Here is a 24,254-nt window from a genome sequence, read left to right as displayed (position 1 = left end):
GCGATAGCCCCTACCGTGGTGCGCATGAACCCTCTCCTCACCAGCAGGGCGCTCAACCGGGCCACCCTCGACCGCCAGCTTCTCCTGTCCCGCGCCGAGCTGCCGGTGACGGACGTCGTGGAGCGGGTGGGCGGCTTGCAGGCGCAGACGCCGCACACCTGGTACACCGGCCTGTGGAACCGGATCGAGGGGTTCCGGGCGGCGGAGGCGTCGGCGTTGCTGGAGTCGCGCGCGCTGGTCCGGCTGGCGTTGCAGCGTTCGACGATCCACCTGGTGACGGCCCGCGACTGCCTGGCGATGCGGCCGCTGCTCCAGGTGGTGACCGAGCGGATGACCAGGACGACGTTCGTCAGGAAGCTCGGCGACGTGGACCTGGCCGAGCTGGCCGCGTACGGGCGGGAGCTGGTGGAGGCGGAGCCGATGACGTTCGCGGCGCTGGGCAGGGCGCTGGCGGAGCGGTGGCCGGGTGAGGATCCGCACGCGCTGGGCCAGGTGGTGCGCTGGCTGGTGCCGCTGGTGCAGGTGCCGCCGCGCGGCCTGTGGGGCAGGAGCGGCCCGATCGCGCACACGAGCGCGGAGTCGTGGCTCGGCTTCGAGGCGCCGGCGATGACGCCCGCCGAGCTGGTCAGGCGCTATCTGCGGGCGTTCGGCCCGGCGACGGTGATGGACGCGCAGACGTGGTCGGGCCTGACGCGGCTGGGCGAGGTGGTGGAGTCGATGGATCTCGTACGGTTCCGTGACGAGCAGGGCCGGACCCTGTACGACCTGCCGGACGCCGAACGCCCGTCGCCGGAGGTTCCGGCGCCGGTGCGGTTGATGTACGACTTCGACAACCTGTTCCTGTCGCATGCCGACCGGTCCCGGGTCATCACGGAGGCGGGGTTCGCCGCGCTGGGCGGTTTCATGGGCACGAACGTGATGCCCCGGGTCATCCTGGTCGACGGCGTCACCGCCGGGGACTGGACGGTGACCAGGGCCGGGAAGGTGTCCACGCTGGGTGTCCACCAGTGGACGCCGATCAAGGACCTGGACGCGGTGGCCGAGGAGGGCTTGCGGCTGCTGGAGTTCCTGGCCCCCGGCGACAAGCATGAAATTTCAGTCTTTGATGGCCCCTCCAAGTCCTGACACCAGCTTCCGCTGCACCCCCACGAAGAAGATCAGCACCGGGATCGTCATCAGCGTCGAGGCCGCCATGATCCCGCCCCAGTCGTTCTCGTCCGGCTTGAAGAAGACGAGCAGCGCGGCGGGCAGGGTCTGGCTGTCCTTGGCCGAGATGATGAACGTCCTGGCGAAGATGAAGTCGTTCCAGGCGGTGATGAAGGAGAACACGCTGGTCGCCACCAGCCCGGGCGCGACCAGCGGGAACAGCACCCGCCACAGGATCGTGGCGCGCCCGGCCCCGTCGATCATCGCCGCCTCCTCCAGCGCCTCCGGCACGGCGGCGACGAACCCGCGCATCATCCAGATCGCGAACGGCAGCGAGAACGCCAGGTGCACCAGCACCAGCGAGCCCAGCGTGTTGAGCAGCCCCAGGTCCCGCACGACGAAGAACAGCGGGATCGTCAGCGCCTCGACGGGCACCATCTGGGCGATCAGGAACATGATCAGCACGGTGGTCCGGAACCGGAAGTGGAACCGGGTCACGGCCACGGCCGCCAGGAACGCCACGAGCGCCGACAGCACGACGACCGAGAGCGCGACGATGGCGCTGTTGACGAAGTAGCGGCCGAACCCCTCCCCGGTGATCACCCGGGTGAAGTGCTCGAGGGTCGGGTTGAGCGTCCACGGCTTGACGTCGAGCGACTGGATCTCCCCGGCGGGCTTGAGCGCCGAGACGACCATCCAGTAGAGCGGGAACGCCGTCAGGAACGCCACGACCAGCGCCACGGTGTTGGCCACGTGTCGCATCTACAGCCTCTCCCCCGTGCGATAGAGCGCGCGGATGTAGAACAGGGTGATCACCAGCAGGATCAGCGTCATGATCACGCCGATCGCCGAGCCGAGCCCGTACTCCGACGACCCGAAGGCGGTCTGGTAGGCGTAGACGTTGAGCACCGAGTTCTGCCCGGCGATGCCGCCGCCGTTCGTCATCACGTAGATCTGGGTGAAGATCTTGAAGTCCCAGATGATCGACTGGATGACCACGATGGTGATGAGGGGCCGCAGCATCGGCACCATCACCCGCCAGAACGCGTGCCACGCCGAGGCCCCGTCGAGCGAGGCCGCCTCCAGCACCGAGCCGGGGATGGCCTGGATGCCCGCGTAGAGGGTCAGCATGACCAGCGGGAAGGAGTGCCACACGACGGTGGCGCCGACGACGCCGAACGTCACCCACTTGTCGTAGAACCAGTTGAACCCTTCGATGCCGAGCGTCTGGTTGACCAGCCCGAGGTCGGCGTCGAACAGGAACATCCACACCGTGGACCCGGTCATCGCCGGGGCCGCCCACGCCCCGAGCGCCGCCAGCGACAGCGCCGCCCGGGGGATCGGCGAGACGCGGGTGAGCAGCACGGCGAGCGCCGCGCCCACTGCCAGCGTGGCGACGACGAGCGCCGCGGCGAACCCCACGGTCTGCAGCAGCACCTGCCAGAACCGGGGGTCGCCAAGCACGTCCGCGTAGTTCCCGGCCCCGACGAACGTGGTCGGCTGCCCGCCGCTGACCTGGGCCTGGCGGTAGTCGAACACCGACAGCAGCCCCAGCATGTAGACGGGGTAGCCGAACAGCGGGACGAGCACCGCCGCGGCGGGCAGCAGGTAGAGCCAGGGCCGTGCGCGCCTCACGAGCGGCCGAACGCTGCCTTGACCGCGGTGGCGGCCTCGGTGGTCGCCTCGTCCACGCTGGACTGGCCTGTCGCGACCTTCTGCAGCATCGTCGGGATGACCTTGCCGTTGTCGATCTTCACCCAGGCCGGGTCGATGGGCACGAACTTCGTCCCCGCCGCGACCGTGTCCAGGAACGGCTTGAGGAACGGCTCCTTGCCCGCCACCTCGGTACGGGCCGAGGTCAGCGTCGGCAGGTTGCCCATCGCCTCGTACATCTTGACCTGGTACGCCTTGCCGCCCAGCAGCTTGACGAAGTCGACGGCCAGCGAGCGGTGCTTGGCGTTCTTGAGCACGCCGAGGTTGTTGCCGCCGGCGAACGCGGGCGCGAGCGAGCCCTTGTCGAAGCCGGGCAGCGGCACGACCGCGTACTTGCCGGCGGCGGCGCCCGCGTCGACGGCCGAGCGGTTGAAGTTGCCGAGGATGCCCATCGCGGCCTTGCCGCTGGCGAACAGCTCGACGGTCTTGCCGCCGGTGAGCGAGGCGCACGCCTGCGGCGGGCAGACGTCGTCGGACAGCAGGTCGGTGTACGCCTTGACGCCCTTGCGCGCTTCGGGGCCGTCGAGGCTGGTGATGTCGCCGCCCGCGGCCCACACGAACGGGAGGGCGCCGAAGGTGTACTCACCGCCGACCGCGATGCCGTACAGGTCGGGCTTCTTCTTGCGGATGGTGCGGGCGGCGGCCGTGAGCTCCTCGATGGAGGTGGGCGGCTGGAGGCCGAGCTCGCTGAAGACGTCGGTGCGGTAGTAGAGGGAGCGGATGCCGATGAACCACGGCAGCCCGTACTGCTTGCCGTCGACCGACGCCGACTGGAGCAGCTCGGCGGTCATGTCCTGGCCCTGCAGGTCGGCGGTCAGGTCGGTGAAGCCGCCGGCGGCGGCGTACTCGGCCAGGTCGGTGTTGCCGTACTCGGCCACGTCGGGCGCGCTGGCGGGGTCGTTGAAGGCGCCCTTGAACTTCTCGTGCCGGGCGGGCGTGGTGGGGATGTAGGTGATCTCGACCTGGACGCCGTCATGGGCGGCGGTGAACTCCTTGACCGCCTCCTGGACGACCTTGTCCTTGGGGGCGCGGTTCGGCTCGTCGAACAGCCACACGCGCAGGGTTCCGGTCTTCTCGTCGCCGCCGCCGGTCGCCGGCGCCGTGGACGGCGCGCAGGCCGTCAGCACCACGAGGGCGGCAGCACAGTAAAGAAACCTCACTATTACCTCCTCGCCGTGACAGTAGGAAGGCGGCGGGTAGCTGGGAAGTGACTGTCGGAGTTGTTCTGCATTGCACAACGCTGTGTTGCAAAACCGAAACCTGTCGTAGGCTGGCGCGTGTGCCCGAACGCAACCAGTCCGCCTCGCTCAGACGCGCCCTGGTGGTGCTGGAGCACGTGCGTGACCACAGCGGGCTCACGCTGACCCAGCTCGCCGAGGCCGTCGGCCTGCCCAAGAGCACCGTGCTGCGGCTGGCCGCGCCGCTCGTCGACGCCCGCCTGCTGGAGCGCGACAGGAAGACCGGCGCCTACCGGCTCGGCCACGGCTCGCTCCGGCTCGGCCAGTCCTACCTGTCGTCGCTCGACCTGCGCGCCGTCGCCGCCGAGGAGTCCCACCGGCTCATGAGCGAGGTGCGCGAGACCGTCCACCTGGTCGTCTACGACCCGCCGCACGTCGTCTACATCGACAAGGTGGAGAACCAGGCCAACGTCCGCATGGCCTCCCGCATCGGCAGCCGCGGCCCGCTCCACTCCACCGCCGTCGGCAAGGCGATCCTGGCCTGGCAGCCCGAGGAGACCGTCGAGGAGGTCGTCGCCGCCGGCCTGCCCGGGGCCACCCCGCACACGATCACCGACCCGGCCCGGCTGCGCGCCGAGCTGGCGAACGTGCGCAGGCGCGGTTACTCCGTCGACGATCGGGAGAACGAACCAGAGGTGCGCTGCGTCGGCGCGCCGATCTTCAACCACCACGACGCCGTCACCGCCGCCATCTCCGTCTCCGGCCTCACCTCGCGGATCACCGCCGCGCGGGTGCGCGAGCTGGGGCCGCTGGTGGCGGGGGCGGCGGCGCGCATCTCGAGAAAGCTGGGCTCCACGCGATGACCGGACTGGTGACCTTCGGCGAGACCATGGCGCTGTTCGCGGCCCGCCGCACGGGGCCGCTGCGCTTCGCCCGGGACTTCGACCTGGGACTGGGCGGGGCCGAGTCCAACGTGGCGATCGGCGTGGCGCGGCTGGGCCATCCGGCCTGCTGGATCGGGCGCGTCGGCGCCGACGAGTTCGGCGACCTGATCCGCTCGACCTTGGCCGGCGAGGGCGTCGACGTGCGCGCCGTCCCCGACCCCGGCGCGCCGACCGGGCTGATGATCAAGGGCAGGCGCACCGCCGACCACATCGACGTCAGCTACTACCGGACCGGCAGCGCCGGGTCCCGCCTCTCCCCCGACGACCTCGACCCGTCGCTCGTCCGGGCCGCCCGGGTGCTGCACGTCTCCGCGATCACCCCCGCCCTGTCCGCGACCGCCCGCGAGACCGTACGCCACGCCGTCAAGCTGGCGCGGGACGCCGGGGTGACGGTGTCGCTGGACGTCAACTACCGCCGCGCGCTGTGGACCCCGCAGGAGGCCGGGGCCTGGCTGCGCGAGACCGTCGGCGACGTGGACGTGCTGTTCGCCACCGAGGCCGAGGGCCGCCTGGTCACCGGCCCCGACACCGCGGGCGGCCCCGAGGAGCTGGCCTGGGCGCTGGCCGCGCTCGGCCCCGCGCACGTGCTCGTCAAGCTCGGCGCGCGCGGGGCGCTGGAGCTGTCCGGCGGCGTGCTGCGCCGGGCCGAGCCGTACCGGGTCACCGAGGTCGACCCGGTCGGCGCCGGCGACGGGTTCGCCGCCGGATGGCTGGCCGGGCTGCTCGACGACGCCCCGCCGGACCGGCGCCTCGACATGGCGTGCGCCGCCGGCGCGTTCGCCGTCACCTCGCAGGGCGACTGGGAGAGCCTGCCCCGCCGCGACGACCTGCGCCTGCTGACCGGGCAGGGCGACGGCGTCAGCAGATAGCCCCTACAGCAGACCGGCCGCCGCCAGGTGCTTGCCGATCCGGCCGGTCTCGTCCTCGTTCAGCGGCACCTGCGGGACCGCCGTGGCCGGGTGGTCGATGATGCCGCGCAGGTGCAGGGCCGCCTTGAACGCGCCCAGCCCCGCCGAGCTGCCGCCCATCCGCGAGCCGCCCACCTGGACGATCTCGAACAGCCTGACCAGGCGCTCCTGTTCCCGCCTGGCCGCCTCCCAGTCGCCCTGCCCGGCCGCGCGGACCAGGTTCACGTAGCCGTGCGGGTCCACGTTGCCCAGGCCGGGCACCACGCCGTCGGCGCCCATCCACAGCGCGCTGTCCACGGTCAGCTCCGACCCGGTGAGCACGCTGAACGGCGGCCGCCTGCCGAGGATCAGCCGCCGCAGCCCGCCGTCGTCGCCGCTGGAGTCCTTGACCCCGGCCAGCGACCCGTCGGCGGCCAGCTCCAGCAGCAGCTCGGCGCTCAGCTTGGTGTGCACCGACACGGGCAGGTCGTAGGCGTACACCGGCAGCCCGCCGCGCGCCGCGAGCGTGCGGAAGTGCGTGGCGATCTCCACCGGATGCGTGCGCGTGTAGAACGGCGCCGTCGCCACCAGCCCGGACGCCCCGGCCGCGGCCGCGACGGCGGCGTGCTCCAGCACCCGGGGCGTGGTCATGTCGATCACCCCGGCCAGCACCGGCACCTGGCCGCCCACGTGCCCGATCACCGTGTCGAGCACCACCCGGCGCTGCGCGTCGGTCAGGTAGGCCACCTCGGAGGACGACCCCAGCACGAACAGCGCGTCCACGCCGCCCTCCAGCAGATGGTCCACCAGCCGCGTCAGCGACCGGGCGTCCACCTCACCCCCGGGGGTCAACGGTGTGCAAACCGGGGGAATCACTCCGGTGAGGGGGGTCATACACGCTCCTGAATCAGTTCGAGGTCGGTGGCGCCGGCCGCCACCGGGTGGTGGCAGTGGTAGAGGTGGTCGGCGTCGGTGACGGCGGCCGGCCAGGCGGCCGCGCACGCGTCGTCGGCCCGCCAGCAGCGGGTCCGGAACGGGCAGCCGCTCGGCGGCCTGGTCGCCGACGGCACCGCGCCGACCAGCGGGATCGGGTTGATCGGCGAGATCAGGCCCGGCGTGGCCGAGAACAGGGCCCGGGTGTACGGGTGCCGCGCGCCGAGAGGGAGCGCCTCGGCGGGCGTCTGCTCGACGATGCGGCCCAGATACATGGTGACGACGCGGTCGCTCATCCGGCGGACCGTCTGGATGTCGTGCGAGACGAACACCAGGGCCAGCCCCAGCCGCTCCTTCAGGTCGAGCAGCAGGTTGAGGATCTGCGCCCGCACCGACACGTCGAGCGCGCTGGTCGGCTCGTCGGCGACGATCAGCTCCGGCTCCAGGGCGAGCGCGCGGGCGACGGCCACCCGCTGCCGCTGCCCGCCGGAGAGCTGGCTGGGCAGCGCGTCGGCGGCGCCGGAGGGCAGCCCGACGAGCTGCAGCAGCTCGCGCACGCGGGCGTCACGCTGGGCCGGGGTGCCGCGCCGGTGCACGTTGAGCGGGTCGCGCAGCACCTGGCGGACCGGCAGCCGCCGGTTCAGCGCGGTGGACGGGTCCTGGAAGACCATGCCGACGCCGGTGCCGATGAGCGAGCGGCGTTCGGACTCCTTCAGCCCCCACAGGTCGCGGCCCCGGAACGACACCGTCCCGGAGGTCGGCCGTTGCAGCCCGACCAGCACCTTGGCCAGCGTGGACTTGCCGCAGCCGGACTCGCCCACGACACCGACGGTCTCGCCCGCGCCGACCACGAGGTCCGCGCCGGTGAGGGCGTGGACCCGGTCGCGCGAGAACAGGCCGCCCGAGCGGGCCTTGTGCACGACGTGCACGTCCTTCAGCTCAAGCATGCTGCTCGCTCCCCTGCTGGCTTCCGGTGAGGACCACGGCCGGGTGATGGCAGGCCACCGTGTGCCTGCGGTCGTCGCCCGTCAGCACGGGCGCGTCCGTACGGCACACCTCGGAGGCCATCGGGCACCGGTCGGCGAACCGGCAGCCCGCCGGGAAGTCGGCGGGCGAGGGCACCACGCCGCGGATCTGCGTGAGCCGTTCGGCCCCCGACTCCAGCGACAGCACCGAGCCGAGGAGTCCGCGGGCGTAGTGGTGGGCCGGCGCTCCGACGAGTTCGGCGGTGACGCCGGTCTCCACGATCTGGCCGCCGTACATGACGACCACCCGGTCGGTGACGTCGGCGACCAGCGCCAGGTCGTGGGAGACGAGGATGAGCGCGAACCCGAGCTCCTCGCGCAGCTTCAGCAGCAGCTCGATGACCTGCGCCTGGACGGTCACGTCGAGCGCGGTGGTGGGCTCGTCGGCGACGATCAGTTTGGGCTCGCGCGACAGCGCCATCGCGATCAGCACCCGCTGCCGCTGCCCGCCGGACAGCTCGTGCGGGTAGGACGTCAGCGTGCGGCGCGCGTCCAGGCCGACGAGTTCCAGCAGCTCGGCGGGGGTGCGCCGGCCGCCGCGCCGGCAGACCTGCTTGAGCTGGGCCTTGATGGTCATGGCCGGGTTCAGCGAGGAGAGCGCGTCCTGGTAGATCATCGCCATGTCGTGGCCGAGCAGCTTCCTGCGTGCCTTGCGCGGCATCGTCAGCAGGTGCTGCCCGTCGAAGACGATCTCGCCGCTGACGCGGGCGTTCGCCGGTTGCAGGCCCATGACGGTCAGCGCCGTCAGCGACTTGCCGCAGCCCGACTCGCCGACCAGGCCCAGGACCTCGCCGGGCCGTACGTCGAAGGAGATGCCGTCGACGATGTCCACTCCGGCGTCGAAGCCGATGCGCAGGTCGGTGACCGACAGGATCGGCGGGCCGGCCGGCAGCGGGCGGGCCCGTTCGGCGAGCCGGCGCGCGGCCTCGGCCAGGCCGGGCAGTTCGACGATCTCGCCGGAGCCGGGCCGGGCCTGCTCGAAGGCGTCGTCGTCCTTGCGGACGGCGCTCTTGCGGGCGGCCGGGGCGGCCCAGGCGTCGGAGATGCCTTCGGACAGGATGTTCAGCGCCAGCACGGTGATCAGGATGAGCAGGCCGGGGAAGACCGTGGCCCACCAGCCGCCGAGCAGCACCAGGTTCTTGCCGTCGGCGATGACGCTGCCCCACGACGGGTCGGGCGGGCGCACGCCGGCGCCGATGAACGACAGCGACGCCTCGAACACGATCGCGTCGGCCACCATCACCGTGCAGAAGACCAGCACCGGGGCGGCGCAGTTGATCGCGACGTGCTTGATGATGATGTGCGGGGTGCGCGCGCCGATGATGCGTTCGGCGGCGACGTAGTCCTCGCCGTACTGGGCCAGCACGTTGGCGCGCACGACCCGGGCCACGGACGGCATGTAGAGGAACGCCATGGCCATGACCAGCACCGGGATGCTGCCGCCGAACACCGCCACCAGCACCGCGGCCAGCGCGATGCCGGGGAAGGCCATGATGACGTCGAGCAGCCGCATGATGGTCTCGTCGACGGCCCGGCGGGAGGTGGCCGCGACCGCGCCGATCACGGCCCCGGCGACCAGCGCCAGGCCGGTCGCGCCCAGGCCGATGATCAGCGACCAGCGGGCCCCGTACAGCAGTCTGGACAGGATGTCGCGGTTGGCGCTGTCGAGCCCCATCCAGTGCTCGGCCGACGGGCCGCCGCCGGTGGTGGCCTGGAAGTACGGCGAGTACGGGGCGAGGAGCGGCGCGAACAGCGCCGCCAGCACGACGACGACCACGATGCCGACGGCCAGCCACGACAGCGGCGGCAGCCTCCTGAATCCCACGCCCGGCCTCGACAGGCGTTCCGCCAGTCCTCGTCTCATGCGGCACTCCTGAGCCGGGGGTTGACCAGCAGGTAGAGGACGTCGACCACGAGGTTGACGACCATGAAGCCGACCGCGATCGTCAGCACCACGCCCTGCACCACGGCGGGGTCGCCGTCACGCACCGCGTTGATCATGAGCTGGCCCATGCCGGGCAGCCCGTAGATCGTCTCGATGACGACGGTGCCGCCGATCAGGTAGCCGATGCGCAGGCCGAGCACGGTCAGCGGGTTGATGAGCGCGTTGCGCAGCACGTTGCGGCCGACGACGACGATCGGCGGCAGGCCGCTGCCGATCGCGGTGCGGACGTAGTCGCGGTCCAGCTCCTCCACCATCGAGGTGCGGATGATGCGGATGAGCTGGGCGGCGATCGGCAGCGACAGTGACAGGGCGGGCAGCGTCATCGAGCGCAGCCAGCCGCCGAAGGAGTCGGCCGGGTTGATGTAGCCGCCTGTCGGGAACAGGCCCTCCCCCACCGCCAGCCACTGGATCATGAGCAGCGCCAGCCAGAACGACGGGGCCGCCACGCCGACCAGCGACACCATGCGGATCACCTGGTCCGGCCAGCGGTCGCGGAACAGCGCGCCGGCGACTCCGAACACCAGCGACAGCACGATCCCGACCGCCAGGCCCAGGAACGTGAGCTGGAGCGTCAGCGGCAGCGCCGTGGCGATCGACTCGATCACCGGCTTCTTGGTGAGCACGCTGGTGCCCATGTCCCCTTGCAGCAGGTCGCCGACGAATCGGACGTATCGCAGCGGCAGCGGGTCCAGCAGGCCGTTCTCCAGCTGGAACTGGCGGATCTGCTCGGCGGTCGGGTTCGCGCCCTGGAAGTAGGCGTACTCCGGCTTGCTGTTGGAGAAGCGCATCACGATGAACACGAACGCGACGACGCCGAGCACCAGCGGGATCAGGATCAGCACCCGCCGCGCGAGCATTCTGGCGATCAGGATCATGGCGGCTCAGATGCGCTTGGCCTGGAGCAGGTTGATGCCGGGGTATGCCTGCGCCCGGACGCCGGAGACCTTCTTGGGGTCCCAGGCGGTCATCAGCTCGGTGTGGACGACGGGGTAGAGGACGGCCTGCTCGGCGATGACGTCCAGATATTTCTGGACCTTGGCGGCCTTGGCTGCCTTGTCCGGCTCCTTGGTGGCCTCGTCCATCATCGCGAACAGGGCCTTGGCGTCCTTGCTGCCGTCGAAGTGGGCGTACTTCATCCAGAGCCCGCCCTCGACGAAGTTGTAACGCAGGATCAGGTCGGCGTCCATGCCGAACTGGTTGGGGTTCGAGGCCGCCGCGACCACCTGGTAGTCCTGGAACTGGTCCATCTTGGTGAACAGCGCCGCCGTGTCCTGCGGCTCCAGCGTCGTCTTGACGCCGATCGCCTCCCACGAGGCGGCGATGGTCGGCAGGCAGTCGGCGATCCAGCTCACGTTGACGGCCATGAGGTTGACCGTCAGGTTGCTGACCCCGGCCTCCTTCAGCAGCGCCTTGGCCTTGTCCGGGTCGTAGTCGTAGACGACCGCGGCCCGCTTGTGGTCGGGGTGCCCCTCGTTGAGGAAGGAGCTGGAGGCGGTGCCGTGGCCCTTGAGCGCCACGTCGATCATCTTCTTCTTGTCGATCGCGTAGTGCAGCGCCTGCCGTACGCGCACGTCGTCGAACGGCTTGGTGCCCGTGTTGAACATCAGGAACATGTGGTTCATGCCCGCGCCGCCCTCGACCGTCAGCCCCTGCTGCTTGAGCTGGTCGACGTTGGCGTACGGGATGTTGTCGGCGATCTGCGCCTCCGCCGAGCCGCCGGAGATCTTCGCGACCCGGGCGGCCGCGTCGACGATCGTCAGCCAGTTCATCTGCTTGACCGTCGCGGGCCGGGGCCCGTTGTAGCCGTCGAACGCCTCGAACGAGGTGTTGGACTTGGGGTTGTGCGCGGTCATCTTGTACGGGCCCGAGCCGACGGCCTTGCCGCTCTTGGCCTGGTCCCACGCTCCCGGCTGGGAGAAGACGTGCTTCGGCATGATCTTGGCGATGGTGAGCCGGGGCGCCGCGTCCGGGAAGGCGAACTTGAAGACGAGCTCCACCGTGCGGTCGTCGACCTTCTTGACCTCCTCCAGCCAGGAGCGGAAGAAGTTGCCGACGAGCACGTTGGCCTCGGGGTCGAGCACCCGCTCGAAGGTGAACACCACGTCGTCGGCGGTGACCGGCTGCCCGTCGTGCCACTTGGCGCCCTCGCGCAGCGTGAACTTCCACGTGGTGGCGTTCAGGTCGTCGGGCAGGGCCGTGGCCAGCGCCGGGTACGGCTCGCGGGTGATGGGGTCGGTGTCGAGCAGGCCCTCGTAGATGTGGGTGATGCCGGCCATGGCGAAGGCCGAGGCGGTCTGCGTCGGGTCCCAGCTCTGGTCGTTGCCGTAGCCGATGACGGCGGTGATCAGGTCTTTGTTGGATCCCGCGCCGACCGAGCCGGTCGAAGCCGGGCCTCCGCTGCATGCGGCCAGAGTGGACGCGATGATCGCGGCCGCCCCTGTCGCTCCGCTGTAACGCAAGAAGTCGCGGCGGCTGAACTCAGGGCTCACGGATGCCTCCCGGGGGGTAGCCCAACGTAGAACGTGGGACATCCCATGTCCTATCTTTTGCGTAAGGTGGACGCTAGATGCGAGGCCTGGTTGCGGTCAACAGGAGGTTTCCGGAATGTTACGCACCAGTCCGCAGAGAAGGGATCTTTCATGACCACTGCCCCGCGCTCACGGCTCAGCCGTGCCGTCGAGGCCCAGGAGGGCGTCAAGGAGCTCATCCTCAAGCGCGGGCTCAAGGCGGGCGACCCCCTGCCCACCGAATCCGAGCTGATGGAAGAACTGCGCATCAGCCGCAACTCGGTCAGGGAGGCGCTGAAGGCCCTGCAAGCCGTCGGCATCGTCGACATCCGCCACGGCTTCGGCATGTTCGTCGGCCGCATGTCGCTCGCCGGGTTAGTCGACGAGCTGACCTTCCACAGCCGCATCACGCTCCAGAACGGCCGCAACGCCCTGGCCAACCTCATCGAGATCCGCGAGATCCTCGAAGTCGGCCTGGTCCAGCGGCTCATCGACCTGGGCGACGCCGCCGACCTCACCGCCGTCGCCGACGTCATGGCCCGCATGGAGGCCGAAGCGCTGGTGGACGACATCTCCCCCGAGACCGACCGGCTCTTCCACGACCTGCTCTACCGGCCGCTCGGCAACCCCGTCGTCAGCCAGCTCCTCGGCGCGTTCTGGGACGTCTACCACCAGTTGCGCGACCATCTCGGCGCCCCGGACGAGTCCCCCGCCGACGTCGCCCGCCGCCACCGCGACATCTACGTGGCGGTCCAGGCGGCCGACAAGCCGGCGGCGGTCACGGCCGTCATCGCCCACTTCGACGGCGTCCGCAACCGCCTGGCCCGCCTCACCCTCACCTGACCCCCGCCCCCGGCCTCCCTCGGCCGGGGGTGTCGTCACCAGCGCCGGTAGACCTCTTCGGCCCATCCGTACAGGCCGGAGATCTCCACGACCTCGCCGTCGTCGGCCACGACCGTGCCCTGGTAGTGGCCGAACGCCTGGGCCTCCCGGGTGCGCATGTAGAGGGCGCGCTTGATGTCGGCCTCGCGGACGTGCTCGGGGACGAACTCCAGGTCCACCCGGTCACCGGTGATGCGCCACGGCGCGTTCCAGTCGGTGGTGTCGTAGCGCCAGACCAGCTCCTCGCTGATCTTGTGCACCCGGCCGTCGAGGATGAGCGCGTTCTCGACGCTGCCGGTGCCGTCGGTCCACTTGCCGCCGAGCTGCACGGCCACGTCCCGGCCGCCGGGGCGGCCCGAGGCGGCGCCCCAGTTCCACAGGATCTCGCCGGGCCAGCGGCCCCGGCCGAGGTCGAGCGTGGCCAGCGCGTCGCCGGCGGCGAACGCGTACGTCCTGCCGTTGACGCGCACGGTGCCCTCGGCGGGGCGGCCCACGTCCTTGACCGTGTACTGGAAGCGGCGGGTGCTCCACGGCACCACCAGCGACAGGCTCTCGCGGCCCGGCACCCGGTGCACGAGCAGGTCGGCCTCCATCTCGGCGGACTTCAGCCGCAGCCGGGTGCCGTCGGCCGTCTCGTCCACGCTGATCCGCACCGGACCCGCGCCGATGCGGACGCTGCCCTCGCCGCTGCGCGCGGAGAACGACACGCCCCGGGCCGGGACGAGCAGGCCCTTGCTGGTCACCTGCTCGCCGGTGCGGCGGTCCAGGAAGAACGCCGACTCGCCCGCCAGGTAGTCGAGGCTGCTGGCGCTGAACGCGAACACCTGGCCGGGACTGGTCACGCACCAGTAGTCCCAGCGCATGGTGCGGCCCCAGCCTCGGAGGTTGGCGCGGTGCAGCGGGGTGCGGCTCCAGCCGACGGCGGCGGGGTTGAGCCGCCCGTCGGGCAGGCACAGGTCGACCCGGCTGGTGATCTCGCGCTCGGCGACCGCGCGCGGGCTCGTGTTCATCGTGCTCTCCGTCATCGCCCCAGCCCGATGCTGAGGTACTTGTACTCCAGGTAGTCGGCCACCCCGTGGTGCCCGCCCTCGCGGCCGTAGCCGCTGCTCTTCACGCCGCCGAACGGCGCCTGCGGCGGCGCGAGCGGCCCGCCGTTGACGGTGACCATGCCGAACTGCAGCTCCTCGGCCACCCGGACGGTCCTGCTCAGGTCGTTGGTCCACACATAGGCGGTCAGCCCGTACGGGGTCGCGTTGGCGCGTTCGACGACCGTGTCGCAGTCGTCGAACTCCAGCACCGGGGCGACCGGCCCGAACGTCTCCTCGCGGCAGACGAGCATGTCCTCGGTGACGCCGCCGAGCACGGTCGCCGGGTAGAACGTTCCAGCACCGCCGGGGTGGACCCCGCCGGTCAGCGCCTTCGCGCCGTGGGCCAGGGCGTCCTCGACGTGCCTGGCGACCTTGGCGACGGCCCGTTCGTCGATGAGCGGGCCCAGCTCGGCGGCCTCGGCCTGCCGGACGAGCTCGGCGGTGAAGGCGGCGCTCAGCGAGGAGTGCACGAAGATCCGGTTGGGCGAGGTGCACGCCTGGCCGGCGTTGAGGAACTTGCTGCGGGCCACGGCCCGCGCGGCGGCCACCGGGTCGGCGTCGGGGAAGACGAGCACGGGCGCATGCCCGCCGAGCTCGACGCTGAGCCGTTTGACGTCATGGGCGCTCTGCCTGATCAGCTCCCTGCCGACCTCGGTGGAGCCGGTGAACGACACCTTGCGCACGCGCGGGTCGGCCATCACGGCGGCCCCGAACGCGGCCGGGCGCGACGTGGTGACGAGGTTGAACACACCCGGCGGCAGCCCGGCGGCGACGAACGCCTCGGCGACGGCGACGGCCGACAGCGGGGTCAGCTCGGCGGGCTTGAGCACGACCGTGCAGCCCGCGGCGAGCGCCGGGCCGAGCTTGCGCGTGATCATCGAGACGGGAAAGTTCCACGGCGTGATGCCGGCGACCACGCCCACGGGCTCGGGCAGCAGCCAGATCCGGTTGTCGGCGTGCGCGCCCGGCACGGTCTCGCCGTAGAGGCGGCGGGTCTCCTCGGCGGCCCACAGCAGGTGGTCGGCGCCGGACAGCACCTCGCCGGTCGCCTCGGCGAGCGGTTTGCCCTGTTCGGCCGTCATGACCGCGCCGATCGCGCCGGCGCGGGCCGCCAGCTCCCGGGCGGCGGCGCGCATGAGGTCGGCCCGCTCGTGCGCGGGCATGGCCCGCCAGCCCGGCAGCGCGGCGCAGGCGGCGTCGATCGCCTGCCCGGTCAGCTCCGGGCCGCAGTCGGCGACCTCGGCCAGCGGCTCGCCGGTGGCGGGCGCGTACACGGTGAACGTGCCGCCGGCCTCCCGCCAGTCGGCCCCGATGAGCGCCCGTCGTGTGTCAGCCATGTGTCTCCTGGATTCCTTCGATCAGCGCCTTCATGGCGGCCATCTCGTGCGCGTGCTGCAGCTCGCTGGCCAGCGAGATGTCGCCGGCCACCAGGGCGTTCCTTATGGCGACGTGCTCGGCGTGCGATTCGGGCAGCCGCCACGGGACCAGGCGGAAGCCGCGCTGGGCGGTCTCCGTCCTGGCCCACAGGCCCTGCAGCATGCGGTGGGTGAGCTTGCTGTTCTCGGTGTCGCACAGCAGCGAGTGGAAGCGCCGGTTGAGCCGGGCGAACGCGGCCACGTCACCGGCGCCGACGGCGATCTCGCACTCGGCGAGCACCGCGTCGACCTCGGCCAGCCGCTCGCCGGCCAGCGGGCGGCCGTCCAGCTCCAGCGCGAGCGCGGTCAGCGCGGCCCGCACGCTGTAGAGCTCGCGCACGTTCTCGACGGTGAACGCGGCGACGACGGCGCCCACGTGCGGGCGTTCGACCAGCCACTCCTCCGAGCAGAGCTGCTTGATGGCCTCGCGCACGGGCGTCTCGCTGATGCCGACCGCCTCGGCCACCACCCGGGTGGTGATCTTCGTGCCGGGAGGCGCCTCACCGGTCATGATCAGGTGCTTGATGTGCTCGGCGGCCAGATCCGCCTTGGTGCGGAACGGGGAACGCGATTCGGCCATGGTGGGGAGCCCTTCAGACCCGCTGGACGGTGAGCGGCTCGATCGCCGCATGATCAAGCTCTACACCGAGTCCGGGTCCTTCCGGAACGGCTACGAGACCGGAGGAATCGGGCAGCAGCGGTGCGGTCAGCATGGCGTGGAACACCTCCGGGACGATCACCGGCGGATCGTAGGGGTACTCCAGCCAGTCGCAGTTCGGCAGCGAGGCGCAGAGCTGCAGGTTGCCGGCCACGCCGAGGCCGGTGGCCCAGGCGTGCGGGATCACCTTGCGCTGCCGGGCGGCGGCCATCGCGCCGAAGTCGCGCAGCGCGCCGATCTCCTCGCTCTCGTTCGCGTCCGGCTGGAAGATGTCGAAACAGCCGTCCTCCAGCATGCGCACGAGCTGGCCGATGCCGCGGTTGTGCTCGCAGCCCGCGATCGGGATCGGCGAGGCCGCGGTCAGCTCGCACAGCGTGCGGTAGTCGTGCCGGGGCAGCGGCTCCTCCAGCCAGGCGACGCCGAGACCGGCCAGCTCCCTGGCCGTGGTGAGCGCCCGGTCGTAGTCCCAGATCAGCCGGGTGCCATCAGGGGCGTAACGCCAGCGGGCGGCGGCCTGGTTGGCGTCGACCATGAGGGCCACGCCGGGGCCGACGGCCTCGCGCACGGCGGCGACCTGGGCCACGTCCTCGGCGATGGTCTTGGCGTGGACGCGCAGCTTGATGCCCTGGAACCCTGCGGCGACGGCCTTGAGGCTGTCCTCGACCCGCTGCTCGGGGGTGCGGACCTCGCCGAAGCTCGCGTAGGCGCGGACGGCTCCCGCGTGCCCGCCCCACAGCTTGTACAGCGGCTGCCCGCACGCCTTGCCGACGGCGTCCCACACGGCGACGCCGACGACCCACGGCCTCGGGAAGACGTACTCGGCCACGTACCGCAGCCGGTTGGCGACGTGCGTGGTGGCGAAGGCGTCCAGGCCCACGAGCTGCGGCCGGATCCAGCCGCGGATCGCCTCCAGCAGCATCGGCCCGGTGCCGTGGCCCATGTCGCCGCCGGACACGCCGACGATGCCCTCGTCGGTCTCGACCTCGACGATGACGGCCGACATGGCCCGGTGCGCGCCCTCCGGCGCCCACGACGGCACGAACGGCCGGGGGTAGGGCAGCTCGATGACGCGAGCGCGCACGTCTGTGATCCTCATCGGCCCATCACCCCTTGGTCGCGCCGTCCGCGAGACCCTTGATCAGGTACTTCTGCACGAGCAGCGCGAACACCACGACGGGCAGCACGGTCAGCACGCCGACCGCGGCCAGCGGCCCCCACATCCCGCCCTTCTCGGTGTCGGCCGCGATGCCGGCGATCGCCACCGGGATGGTGACCGCCCTGTCGTTGGTGAGGATGAGCGCGAACAGCAGCTCCTCCCAGGCCAGGATGATGCAGAAGATCAGCGTCGAGACCAGCCCGGTGATGCTCGTCGGCACGATGACGCGGAAGAACGCACCGAACCGGGAGCACCCGTCGATCATCGCGGCCTCCTCCAGCTCCTTGGGCAGGCCGCGGAAGAACGCCCGCATCAGCCACACCACGTACGGCACGAGGAAGGTCACGTACGCGAGGATGACGGTGATGTACTGGTCGGTGAGCCCGAGCTTCCTGGCGACCAGGAACAGCGGCACGACCAGCGCGATCGGCGGCACCGCGCGGGAGGCGAGGATGAGCCCGCCGACGACGCCGGCGCCGCGCATCCTCATCCGCGACAGCGCGTAGCCGGCCATCGAGCCGGCGATCATGGAGATGGCCGAGGCGCCCACCGCGATGATGATCGTGTTGACGATCCGGGGCAGGATGCGCGCCTGGTGGAAGTAGCTGACGTAGTTGTCGAGCGTGAACTCGCTGAGCCACCGGGGCGGCACCGTGAAGATGTCCTTGGGCAGCTTGAACGAGATGCTCACCATGTAGAGGACGGGGAACAGGAAGGCCAGCGTCACCAGGATCGCCCCGGCGATGGCCGCGTACCTTCTCACCATCGGTTCTCCAGACGCCGGCTCACGCGGAACAGGACAAAGGTGATGAGCATCGTGACGACGAGCACGATCGTGGCCATCGAGGACGCCGAGCCGAACTCCAGGCTCCTGAACCCCTTCTCGTAGATGTAGAGGTTGACCACGTTCGTCGCGTTCCCCGGCCCGCCCTTGGTGGCGGCCAGCGCGATGTCGAACATCTTGACCGCGCCCAGCCAGCGCACCACGAACGCCGCCGCCATCACCGGCACGAGCAGCGGCAGCGTCACGTGCCGCAGCGTGGCCCACCTGCCGGCGCCGTCGGACTTGGCCGCCTCGTACACGTCACCGGGCAGCGCCATGATCCCGGCGGAGGCGATCAGCACCACGAACGGCGTCCACCGCCACGTGTCGATGATGATCACGCTGGCCATCGCGAGCACCGGGTCGCCGATCCACTCGACGGGCCCGATGCCGACCAGCCCGAGCGTGTAGTTGACCACGCCCCAGAGCGGGTCGAGCAGCATCCGCCAGACGCCGCCCGCGACGACCGGCGCCACCACCATCGGGATGAGGAACAGCGCCCGCAGCACCCCGCGCCCCCGCCAGGGCACGTTCAGCAGGAACGCGATCGCGAACCCGAGCACCATCTGCAGCGGCAGCGCGATCACCAGGTAGACGGCCGTGACCCGCAGCGACTCCAGGAAGCCGGGGTCGTTCAGCACCGCCTCGTAGTTGCGCCAGCCGACCCAGCCCGTCGGCTGGAAGGTGGCCAGGTCGAAGTCGGACATGCTCACCCAGAGCGTGTAGAAGATCGGGTAGAGCAGCATGCCCGCCAGCAGGACCAGGGCCGGGGTGAGGAAGAGCCAGGCGGTGCCCGGCTCTCCCAGCCTCACGCGTCTCACTGGCCGTAGCCCTTGGTCTTCAGCAGCTCGGTGATCTCCTTCGCGGCCTGGTCGATCGCCTGCTGGGAGGTCGCCTGGCCGGACATGGCCCGGCTGGTCTGCAGCGCCAGGATCTGCTGGACGGCGTCGGACTCGGGCAGCCTGGGCCGCCACATCTGGCCCTTGCTCGCGACCTCGTAGCCGTCCTTGAGCGCCTGGTAGACCGGCCCGGCCCACTCGGCGGGCGGGGTGCCGTCGAGGGTGGAGTTACGCGCCGGGAAGGTGCCGAACTCCTTGCCGACGAACTGCTCGCCCTGCTTGGAGGTCACCCACTGCAGCCACGTCCAGGCGGCGGCCGGGTGCTCGGACTTCTTGGAGATGCCCGCCGACCAGATGCCGCGGTGCGCGCCGGGCCCGGCGGTGCCCGCGGGCATCGTGGTGATGCCGACCTCCTCGGGGGTCAGCGTGGTGGTCTCCTTGTCGACGGCCGTGCCCTTGAAGACGCTGCCCCACATGAACATGGTGGCCGTCTTGCCCTGCCGGAACGCCTCCAGCGGCTCGTTGAACTGGTAGGTGGAGGCCCCGGGAGGCGCGTACTTGAGCATGTCGACCTGCGTCTGCAGCGCCTTGACCCCGGCCTCGCCGGCGAAGGCGACCTGCATCTTGTCGTCGAGCAGCTTGCCGCCGTTGGAGTTGAGCACGGTCTGCCACACGGTGGGGGTCAGCGGGTCCTTGGTGAAGTACGTGCCCACGGCCCACGAGTCGGTCTTGCCGTCGCCGTCGGTGTCCTGGACGAGCTTCTGGGCGTCCGCGAAGTACTGCTCCCAGGTGGTCTCGGCGGTCGGCTCGGCGACCCCGGCCTTCTTGTAGAGCGACTTGTTGTAGAACATCAGCAGCAGGTTGGAGCGGACGGGCACCGCGTACTGCTTGCCCTCCCACTCCCCCGCGGCGAGCGGCGTCGCGTGGAAGTCGGCCCAGTCATACTCGGGGTCGTTCCACTTGGCCAGTTCCTGGCCCTTGAGGTCGTAGAGGGCGCCGGTCTTGGCGAGCTGCGGGATCCACGGGTCGTCGGCGAGCACCGCGTCGTAGGTGGCGGTGGTGCCGGTCAGCTCCAGCATGGTCTTGGCGAGCTGGTCGTTGTACGGGATGCCGTCGATGGTGACCTTGATGTTCGGATACTTCTTGTTGAACTCCGGCACGAGCTTGTCCTGCCACTGCTTGGCGAACGCGTCGTTGGCGATCACGCGGATCGACACGGGCTGCTGCGCGGTGCCGAGCCCGCCGCCGTCTGCCGGGACCTCCTCGGCCGACGAGCCGCAGGCCGCGACGGCCAGACCGAGCACGGCTACGGCCGCGACCAGGCGGGTGCTTTTCAAGACTTCTCCTCCGGGGGAAATGGGGGTTTACGCGGTGGGGTCGATCGCGAGCTTGACGACGTCCCTGCCGTCGAGGGCGTAGCCGCCGCCGAGGGCTTCGAGCGCCTCGCGGACCCTGCCGAGCGGCAGGCGGTGGCTCACCACCTGCTCGTACGGCCTGCCGCCGCGTTCGAGGATGGTCAGCGCCTCGTGGTAGCGGCGCTGCATGTCGGGGCCGGCGCCGTACACGCCGGCGATCGTGATGTCCCGCTTCAGCAGGTCGCTGTACGGGTTGAAGGGGATGGCGCCGCGGTCGGTGAAGTTGCCGAGTTCGGCGAGCACGCCGCCGTCGGCGACCAGGCCGAGCGCTTCGCGGAACGCCTCGGGCGAGCCCGCGGTGCCGATGACGGCGTCGGCGCCGTCGCGGCCCAGCGCGTCGAAGATCTCCTGGCGGCGCTTCCCGGGGCCGTCGCCGAGCCCGACCACGGCGTCGGCGCCGAGGCGGGCGGCCAGTTCGAGCCGGGCGCCTGGCGCGCCGACGGCGACGATCCGGGCGGCCCCGGCGGTGCGGGCGGCGGCCACGGCCATCAGGCCGATCGCGCCGGCGCCCTGGACCACGACGGTGGAGCCGATCCGGATCGCGGAACGTTCCACGCCGTGCAGCGCCACGGACAGGGGCTCCTGCAGCACCGCCACCTCGGGGGGCAGGCCGGTCCGGTAGAACACGGTGCCCGCGTTGGAGGCGTACAGGTGGGTGGCGAAGCCGCCGGTGAGGTGCGGCGGGCGGTCGGCGGGCGAGGCGAAGCCGTAGGAGGGGCGGCGGTCGGGGCAGTTGCCGGGCCGGCGCCGCACCTGGCAGTCGTAGCACCGGCCGCAGCTCAGGGACGGGAAGACGCCGACGCGGTCGCCGACCGACACCGGCCGGCCGGCGTGGTCGGTGGTGACGCCCTCACCGAGGGCGGCGAGGGTGCCGACGATCTCGTGGCCGAGCAGCGCGGGGAAGCGCACGCTGGCCAGCCGGCCCCGGTAGATGTGCGCGTCGGTGCCGCACATGCCGCAGAGCTCGACCTTGAGGACGAACTCCCCGGGGCCGGGGCGGGGCAGCGGGTAGTCGCGTACGTCCACCGGTCCCGCGACGTCGGTGACGATCGCCGCGTGTGCCGTCGCGTCCATCCACCGCCTCCACATTCTGCTTTCTATAGAATGCAGCAGACGTTAGTTTGTGGTGTTTTGGCCGGTCAAGGCTTGTTATCGGAATGTTTTCTGGCCCACTACGCTGGAGGACATGGCGGAGTTGGCAGTCCCCGACGGGGCGTGGACGTTCGACGGAGAGACGGTCCGGATCGTGCCCGGCAGCGGCCGCGAGGTGCACGAGCTGCGCAAGGCGCTCGGCGAGCTCGTCGTCCCGCTGGAGGCCGTCGCCGGGGCGACGTTCGAGCCGTCACGCAAGGGCGGCCACCTGCGGCTGCGGCTGCGCCGGGGCGCCGACCCGCTGACCGACGTGGTCGCCGGCTCGCTGACCGCCCCCGCCGACCCCTACCGCCTGGCCGTCCCCAAGGGCCGCACCGGCGCCGCCGAATACTACGCCGACGAGATCCGCGACGCGCTCGCCGCGTGGCAGACGCCCAGCGGGCCGACGGACGACTACCTGCTGCCCGGCCCCGACGTGCCGATCAGCGCGTCCGCCGGTGACGGCACCGTCGCCTTCGACGGCGAGCGCGTCCGCATCGAGTGGACCGCCTTCGCCAGCACCGCCAAGGACGAGGCCGGCCCGCAGGAGTTCCCGCTGACCGACCTGGTGGCCGTGGAGTGGAAGCCGCAGTCCGGCCTCGGCTACGGCACCCTGCGCTTCCGCGCCAAGGGCGACGGGCCCGACAAGCAGCCGCAGAAGGACCCGCGCTGCATCTCGTGGGGAGTGCAGCGCTTCGGCGGCACGACCGCGCTGGTCGCCGCCGCCGTGCACGCCCGCATCCCGCGCGGCGTCGCCGAGCTGCCCCCCGCCCCGGCCCCGGCGGGCGACGTGGACGTGGTCCTGCGCCACCTCGCCGAGCTCGGCGAGCTGCACCGCTCCGGCGTGCTCAACGACGAGGAGTTCGCCTCGGCTAAGCAGGCCCTGCTGCGCCGCCTGGAGTGAACCGCTCGTCCGGCACGCAGTGCGTCATCTTCAGCCCGGTGACGTCACGCGGCCCGTTCCTGCCCAGCTTGGCCAGCCGGTCCCGGTCCTCGTCCGTCAGGTCCTGCTTGGGCAGCGGCTCCAGCCCGGCCACGTCGTCCGGCGTGATGCCCAGGCCCTCGCCCACGCGCAGCCCCAGGTCGTCCTCCACCAGCAGGAAGTGCCACACCATGCGCTCCTGGATGCGCCGGTCGCACTGCTTGAGCTGGGTGACGAAGTTGTCCACCAGGTCGTCGCGCTCCCACTCCTCCATCAGCAGGTAACGCTGCCCGGCCTGCACGTAGTCGTTCGTGCGCGGGATGCGCCTGCGGGTGAGGCGGCCGGTGATGACCGGGCCCTCGATGTCCTCCGTCGGGTACTCGGCCTCGCGCAGCCCGCCCACCAGCGACGGCTCGTAGTTGATGTGCGGCGACTCGCCGCCGGTGTCGACGAAGTACGTCATCTGCCCGTCACGCTGGTTGGTGCGGATGCTCGCGTTCTTCGCCTGGTTGACCGGGAGCTGCAGGTAGTTGGGGCCGACCCGGTAGCGCTGCGTGTCGCTGTAGGAGAACGTCCGCCCGACCAGCATCTTGTCGTCGGAGAAGTCCAGCCCGTCGACCAGCACGCCGGTGCCGAACGAGATCTGCTCGTTCTCGGCGAAGTTGTTGTCCACGTTGCGGTTGAGCACCATCCGGCCCACCGGCCGCGCCGGGAACTCGTTCTCCGGCCACACCTTGGTGTCGTCCAGCGGGTCGAAGTCCAGCTCGGGGTGCTCGTCGTCGCTCATCACCTGCACGAGCAGCTCCCACTCCGGGTGGTCGCCGCGCTCGATCGCCTCGTGCAGGTCCTTGGTCGCGTGCCCCAGCTCGGTCGCCTGGATGATCGCCGCGTCGGCCGCCGTCATGCTGCGCACGCCCTGCTTGGGCATCCAGTGATACTTGACCAGGAACGACTCGCCCTGCTTGTTGGTCCACTTGTACGTGTTCACGCCGAAGCCCTGCATGTGCCGGTAGTCGGCCGGGATGCCGCGCGGGCTGAACAGGTTGACCAGCATGTGCATGCACTCGGGCGTCTGCGACATGAAGTCGAAGATCCGGTTCGGCTCCTGGCGGAACGTCACCGGGTCCGGCTTGAGCGCGTGGATCACGTCGGGAAACTTGATCGCGTCCCGGATGAAGAACACCGCCAGGTTGTTGCCCACCAGGTCCCAGTTGCCGTCCTCGGTATAGAACTTGACGGCGAACCCGCGCGGGTCGCGGGCCGTCTCCGCCGAGTCACGGCCGCCGATCACCGTGGAGAAGCGCACCGCGAGATCCGTGCGCTTGCCCGGCTCCTGGAACAGCTTGGCCCTGGTGTAGCGGCTGACCGGCTCGTCGCCGATCTTCCCGTACGCCTCGAAGAACCCGTAGGCGGTGGTCCCCCGCGCGTGCACCACCCGCTCCGGGATGCGCTCGCGGTCGAAGTGGCTGATCTTCTCCAGGAACTGGTAGTTCTCCAGCGTGGCGGGCCCTCGCGCGCCCACCGTCCGCTGGTTCTGGTTGTCGTAGACAGGGTGGCCCTGCCGGTTCGTCAGCACTTCGCGACGGTCACCAACGTCACTCATGTCACCGTTTCCTCTCCTCGGATGACCCCTTTCCCGCCCTGCCC

At 71.0% G+C, this 24,254-nt stretch carries 22 protein-coding genes; 5 read left to right on the top strand and 17 right to left on the bottom strand.

Translation table 11 applies throughout. The features are described from left to right. Positions 1-24: 24 nt before the first annotated feature. Positions 25-1,125, top strand: a complete 1,101-nt coding sequence (locus tag AB0J53_RS25125) for a winged helix DNA-binding domain-containing protein (RefSeq protein WP_364176344.1) — start codon at positions 25-27, stop codon at positions 1,123-1,125. Here AB0J53_RS25125 and AB0J53_RS25120 read toward each other — a convergent pair. The 3 genes from AB0J53_RS25120 to AB0J53_RS25110 are packed head-to-tail and all read right to left on the bottom strand — an operon-like array spanning position 1,096 to position 4,019. Continuing rightward, positions 1,096-1,908, bottom strand: a complete 813-nt coding sequence (locus AB0J53_RS25120) for a carbohydrate ABC transporter permease (RefSeq protein WP_219510542.1) — start codon at positions 1,906-1,908, stop codon at positions 1,096-1,098. The two genes, AB0J53_RS25125 and AB0J53_RS25120, sit on opposite strands and share 30 nt — an antisense overlap. Next, positions 1,909-2,781, bottom strand: coding sequence for a sugar ABC transporter permease (locus AB0J53_RS25115; protein WP_219510543.1), 873 nt, complete (start codon positions 2,779-2,781; stop codon positions 1,909-1,911). After that, entirely contained in the window at positions 2,778-4,019 is a 1,242-nt protein-coding gene (locus tag AB0J53_RS25110) for an extracellular solute-binding protein (RefSeq protein WP_357592823.1), read from the bottom strand. The genes AB0J53_RS25115 and AB0J53_RS25110 overlap by 4 nt, the downstream gene beginning before the upstream one ends. A 119-nt stretch (positions 4,020-4,138) precedes the next feature. Here AB0J53_RS25110 and AB0J53_RS25105 point away from each other — a divergent pair, with 119 nt between their 5' ends. Further along, a complete protein-coding gene (locus AB0J53_RS25105; RefSeq protein WP_357592821.1) occupies positions 4,139-4,900 on the top strand; it encodes an IclR family transcriptional regulator in 762 nt (253 codons plus the stop codon). Beyond that, the gene (locus AB0J53_RS25100; RefSeq protein ID WP_364176339.1) at positions 4,897-5,850 is read left to right on the top strand and encodes a sugar kinase; all 954 of its coding nucleotides are present in this window, start codon (positions 4,897-4,899) and stop codon (positions 5,848-5,850) included. Before AB0J53_RS25105 ends, AB0J53_RS25100 begins: the two co-directional genes overlap by 4 nt. A 3-nt stretch (positions 5,851-5,853) precedes the next feature. On the opposite strand, the gene AB0J53_RS25095 is transcribed toward AB0J53_RS25100, so the two are convergent. Genes AB0J53_RS25095 through AB0J53_RS25075 form a run of 5 tightly spaced genes read right to left on the bottom strand, consistent with a single transcriptional unit; the run spans position 5,854 to position 12,260 of the window. After that, entirely contained in the window at positions 5,854-6,762 is a 909-nt protein-coding gene (locus tag AB0J53_RS25095; RefSeq protein ID WP_219510545.1) for a dihydrodipicolinate synthase family protein, read from the bottom strand. Next, positions 6,759-7,748, bottom strand: a complete 990-nt coding sequence (locus AB0J53_RS25090) for an ABC transporter ATP-binding protein (protein WP_219510546.1) — start codon at positions 7,746-7,748, stop codon at positions 6,759-6,761. Before AB0J53_RS25090 ends, AB0J53_RS25095 begins: the two co-directional genes overlap by 4 nt. Next, positions 7,741-9,690, bottom strand: a complete 1,950-nt coding sequence (locus tag AB0J53_RS25085) for a dipeptide/oligopeptide/nickel ABC transporter permease/ATP-binding protein (RefSeq protein ID WP_219510547.1) — start codon at positions 9,688-9,690, stop codon at positions 7,741-7,743. The genes AB0J53_RS25090 and AB0J53_RS25085 overlap by 8 nt, the downstream gene beginning before the upstream one ends. Next, positions 9,687-10,646 (bottom strand): ABC transporter permease, encoded by a 960-nt coding sequence (locus AB0J53_RS25080; RefSeq protein ID WP_364176335.1) that lies wholly within the window; start codon positions 10,644-10,646, stop codon positions 9,687-9,689. The genes AB0J53_RS25085 and AB0J53_RS25080 overlap by 4 nt, the downstream gene beginning before the upstream one ends. A 6-nt stretch (positions 10,647-10,652) precedes the next feature. Next, entirely contained in the window at positions 10,653-12,260 is a 1,608-nt protein-coding gene (locus tag AB0J53_RS25075; RefSeq protein WP_364176332.1) for an ABC transporter substrate-binding protein, read from the bottom strand. Positions 12,261-12,410: 150 nt separating this feature from the next. Between AB0J53_RS25075 and AB0J53_RS25070 the strand changes: the two genes are divergently transcribed. Then, entirely contained in the window at positions 12,411-13,121 is a 711-nt protein-coding gene (locus AB0J53_RS25070) for an FCD domain-containing protein (RefSeq protein WP_219510550.1), read from the top strand. Between the two features lie 35 nt (positions 13,122-13,156). Here AB0J53_RS25070 and AB0J53_RS25065 read toward each other — a convergent pair whose 3' ends face one another. Genes AB0J53_RS25065 through AB0J53_RS25030 form a run of 8 tightly spaced genes read right to left on the bottom strand, consistent with a single transcriptional unit; the run spans position 13,157 to position 21,628 of the window. Beyond that, the gene (locus tag AB0J53_RS25065; RefSeq protein WP_364176329.1) at positions 13,157-14,170 is read right to left on the bottom strand and encodes a DUF2804 domain-containing protein; all 1,014 of its coding nucleotides are present in this window, start codon (positions 14,168-14,170) and stop codon (positions 13,157-13,159) included. Positions 14,171-14,181: 11 nt separating this feature from the next. Further along, complete coding sequence (locus AB0J53_RS25060) at positions 14,182-15,585, bottom strand: NAD-dependent succinate-semialdehyde dehydrogenase (RefSeq protein ID WP_364176326.1); 1,404 nt, start codon at positions 15,583-15,585, stop codon at positions 14,182-14,184. Further along, positions 15,578-16,243: a GntR family transcriptional regulator gene (locus AB0J53_RS25055; protein ID WP_219510553.1), complete on the bottom strand. Its 666-nt coding sequence runs from the start codon at positions 16,241-16,243 to the stop codon at positions 15,578-15,580. Before AB0J53_RS25055 ends, AB0J53_RS25060 begins: the two co-directional genes overlap by 8 nt. Before the next feature lie 13 nt (positions 16,244-16,256). Beyond that, on the bottom strand, positions 16,257-17,417 hold the full coding sequence (locus AB0J53_RS25050) for a mandelate racemase/muconate lactonizing enzyme family protein (protein WP_364176323.1): 1,161 nt from the start codon (positions 17,415-17,417) through the stop codon (positions 16,257-16,259). Between the two features lie 7 nt (positions 17,418-17,424). Continuing rightward, positions 17,425-18,243: a carbohydrate ABC transporter permease gene (locus AB0J53_RS25045; RefSeq protein ID WP_364176320.1), complete on the bottom strand. Its 819-nt coding sequence runs from the start codon at positions 18,241-18,243 to the stop codon at positions 17,425-17,427. Continuing rightward, positions 18,237-19,112, bottom strand: a complete 876-nt coding sequence (locus AB0J53_RS25040) for a sugar ABC transporter permease (protein WP_308126029.1) — start codon at positions 19,110-19,112, stop codon at positions 18,237-18,239. Before AB0J53_RS25040 ends, AB0J53_RS25045 begins: the two co-directional genes overlap by 7 nt. 5 nt (positions 19,113-19,117) lie before the next feature. After that, positions 19,118-20,476, bottom strand: coding sequence for a sugar ABC transporter substrate-binding protein (locus AB0J53_RS25035; protein WP_364176316.1), 1,359 nt, complete (start codon positions 20,474-20,476; stop codon positions 19,118-19,120). Between the two features lie 27 nt (positions 20,477-20,503). Next, positions 20,504-21,628: an alcohol dehydrogenase catalytic domain-containing protein gene (locus tag AB0J53_RS25030; protein WP_364176313.1), complete on the bottom strand. Its 1,125-nt coding sequence runs from the start codon at positions 21,626-21,628 to the stop codon at positions 20,504-20,506. A 112-nt stretch (positions 21,629-21,740) separates the two neighbouring features. On the opposite strand from AB0J53_RS25030, the gene AB0J53_RS25025 reads away from it, so the two are divergent. Further along, positions 21,741-22,589, top strand: coding sequence for a DUF4429 domain-containing protein (locus AB0J53_RS25025; protein WP_364176310.1), 849 nt, complete (start codon positions 21,741-21,743; stop codon positions 22,587-22,589). Here the strand turns inward: AB0J53_RS25025 and AB0J53_RS25020 are convergent. After that, positions 22,558-24,210, bottom strand: coding sequence for a catalase (locus AB0J53_RS25020; protein WP_364176307.1), 1,653 nt, complete (start codon positions 24,208-24,210; stop codon positions 22,558-22,560). The genes AB0J53_RS25025 and AB0J53_RS25020 overlap by 32 nt on opposite strands. Positions 24,211-24,254 lie beyond the last annotated feature (44 nt).

This window comes from Nonomuraea sp. NPDC049725 (assembly GCF_040674795.1).
Lineage (GTDB): Bacteria > Actinomycetota > Actinomycetes > Streptosporangiales > Streptosporangiaceae > Nonomuraea > Nonomuraea ceibae.
The sequence above is the reverse complement of the archived record's forward strand: the minus strand, read 5'-3'. Positions and strand labels throughout refer to the sequence as shown.

Bases quoted from the DNA above. Each gene is read 5' to 3' on its own strand.
- AB0J53_RS25125 (WP_364176344.1), top strand. From the start codon at position 25: ATGAACCCTCTCCTCACCAGCAGGGCGCTCAACCGGGCCACCCTCGAC.
- AB0J53_RS25120 (WP_219510542.1), bottom strand. From the start codon at position 1,908: ATGCGACACGTGGCCAACACCGTGGCGCTGGTCGTGGCGTTCCTGACG.
- AB0J53_RS25100 (WP_364176339.1), top strand. From the start codon at position 4,897: ATGACCGGACTGGTGACCTTCGGCGAGACCATGGCGCTGTTCGCGGCC.
- AB0J53_RS25095 (WP_219510545.1), bottom strand. From the start codon at position 6,762: ATGACCCCCCTCACCGGAGTGATTCCCCCGGTTTGCACACCGTTGACC.
- AB0J53_RS25090 (WP_219510546.1), bottom strand. From the start codon at position 7,748: ATGCTTGAGCTGAAGGACGTGCACGTCGTGCACAAGGCCCGCTCGGGC.
- AB0J53_RS25085 (WP_219510547.1), bottom strand. From the start codon at position 9,690: ATGAGACGAGGACTGGCGGAACGCCTGTCGAGGCCGGGCGTGGGATTC.
- AB0J53_RS25080 (WP_364176335.1), bottom strand. From the start codon at position 10,646: ATGATCCTGATCGCCAGAATGCTCGCGCGGCGGGTGCTGATCCTGATC.
- AB0J53_RS25070 (WP_219510550.1), top strand. From the start codon at position 12,411: ATGACCACTGCCCCGCGCTCACGGCTCAGCCGTGCCGTCGAGGCCCAG.
- AB0J53_RS25065 (WP_364176329.1), bottom strand. From the start codon at position 14,170: ATGAACACGAGCCCGCGCGCGGTCGCCGAGCGCGAGATCACCAGCCGG.
- AB0J53_RS25060 (WP_364176326.1), bottom strand. From the start codon at position 15,585: ATGGCTGACACACGACGGGCGCTCATCGGGGCCGACTGGCGGGAGGCC.
- AB0J53_RS25055 (WP_219510553.1), bottom strand. From the start codon at position 16,243: ATGGCCGAATCGCGTTCCCCGTTCCGCACCAAGGCGGATCTGGCCGCC.
- AB0J53_RS25050 (WP_364176323.1), bottom strand. From the start codon at position 17,417: ATGAGGATCACAGACGTGCGCGCTCGCGTCATCGAGCTGCCCTACCCC.
- AB0J53_RS25045 (WP_364176320.1), bottom strand. From the start codon at position 18,243: ATGGTGAGAAGGTACGCGGCCATCGCCGGGGCGATCCTGGTGACGCTG.
- AB0J53_RS25030 (WP_364176313.1), bottom strand. From the start codon at position 21,628: ATGGACGCGACGGCACACGCGGCGATCGTCACCGACGTCGCGGGACCG.
- AB0J53_RS25025 (WP_364176310.1), top strand. From the start codon at position 21,741: ATGGCGGAGTTGGCAGTCCCCGACGGGGCGTGGACGTTCGACGGAGAG.
- AB0J53_RS25020 (WP_364176307.1), bottom strand. From the start codon at position 24,210: ATGAGTGACGTTGGTGACCGTCGCGAAGTGCTGACGAACCGGCAGGGC.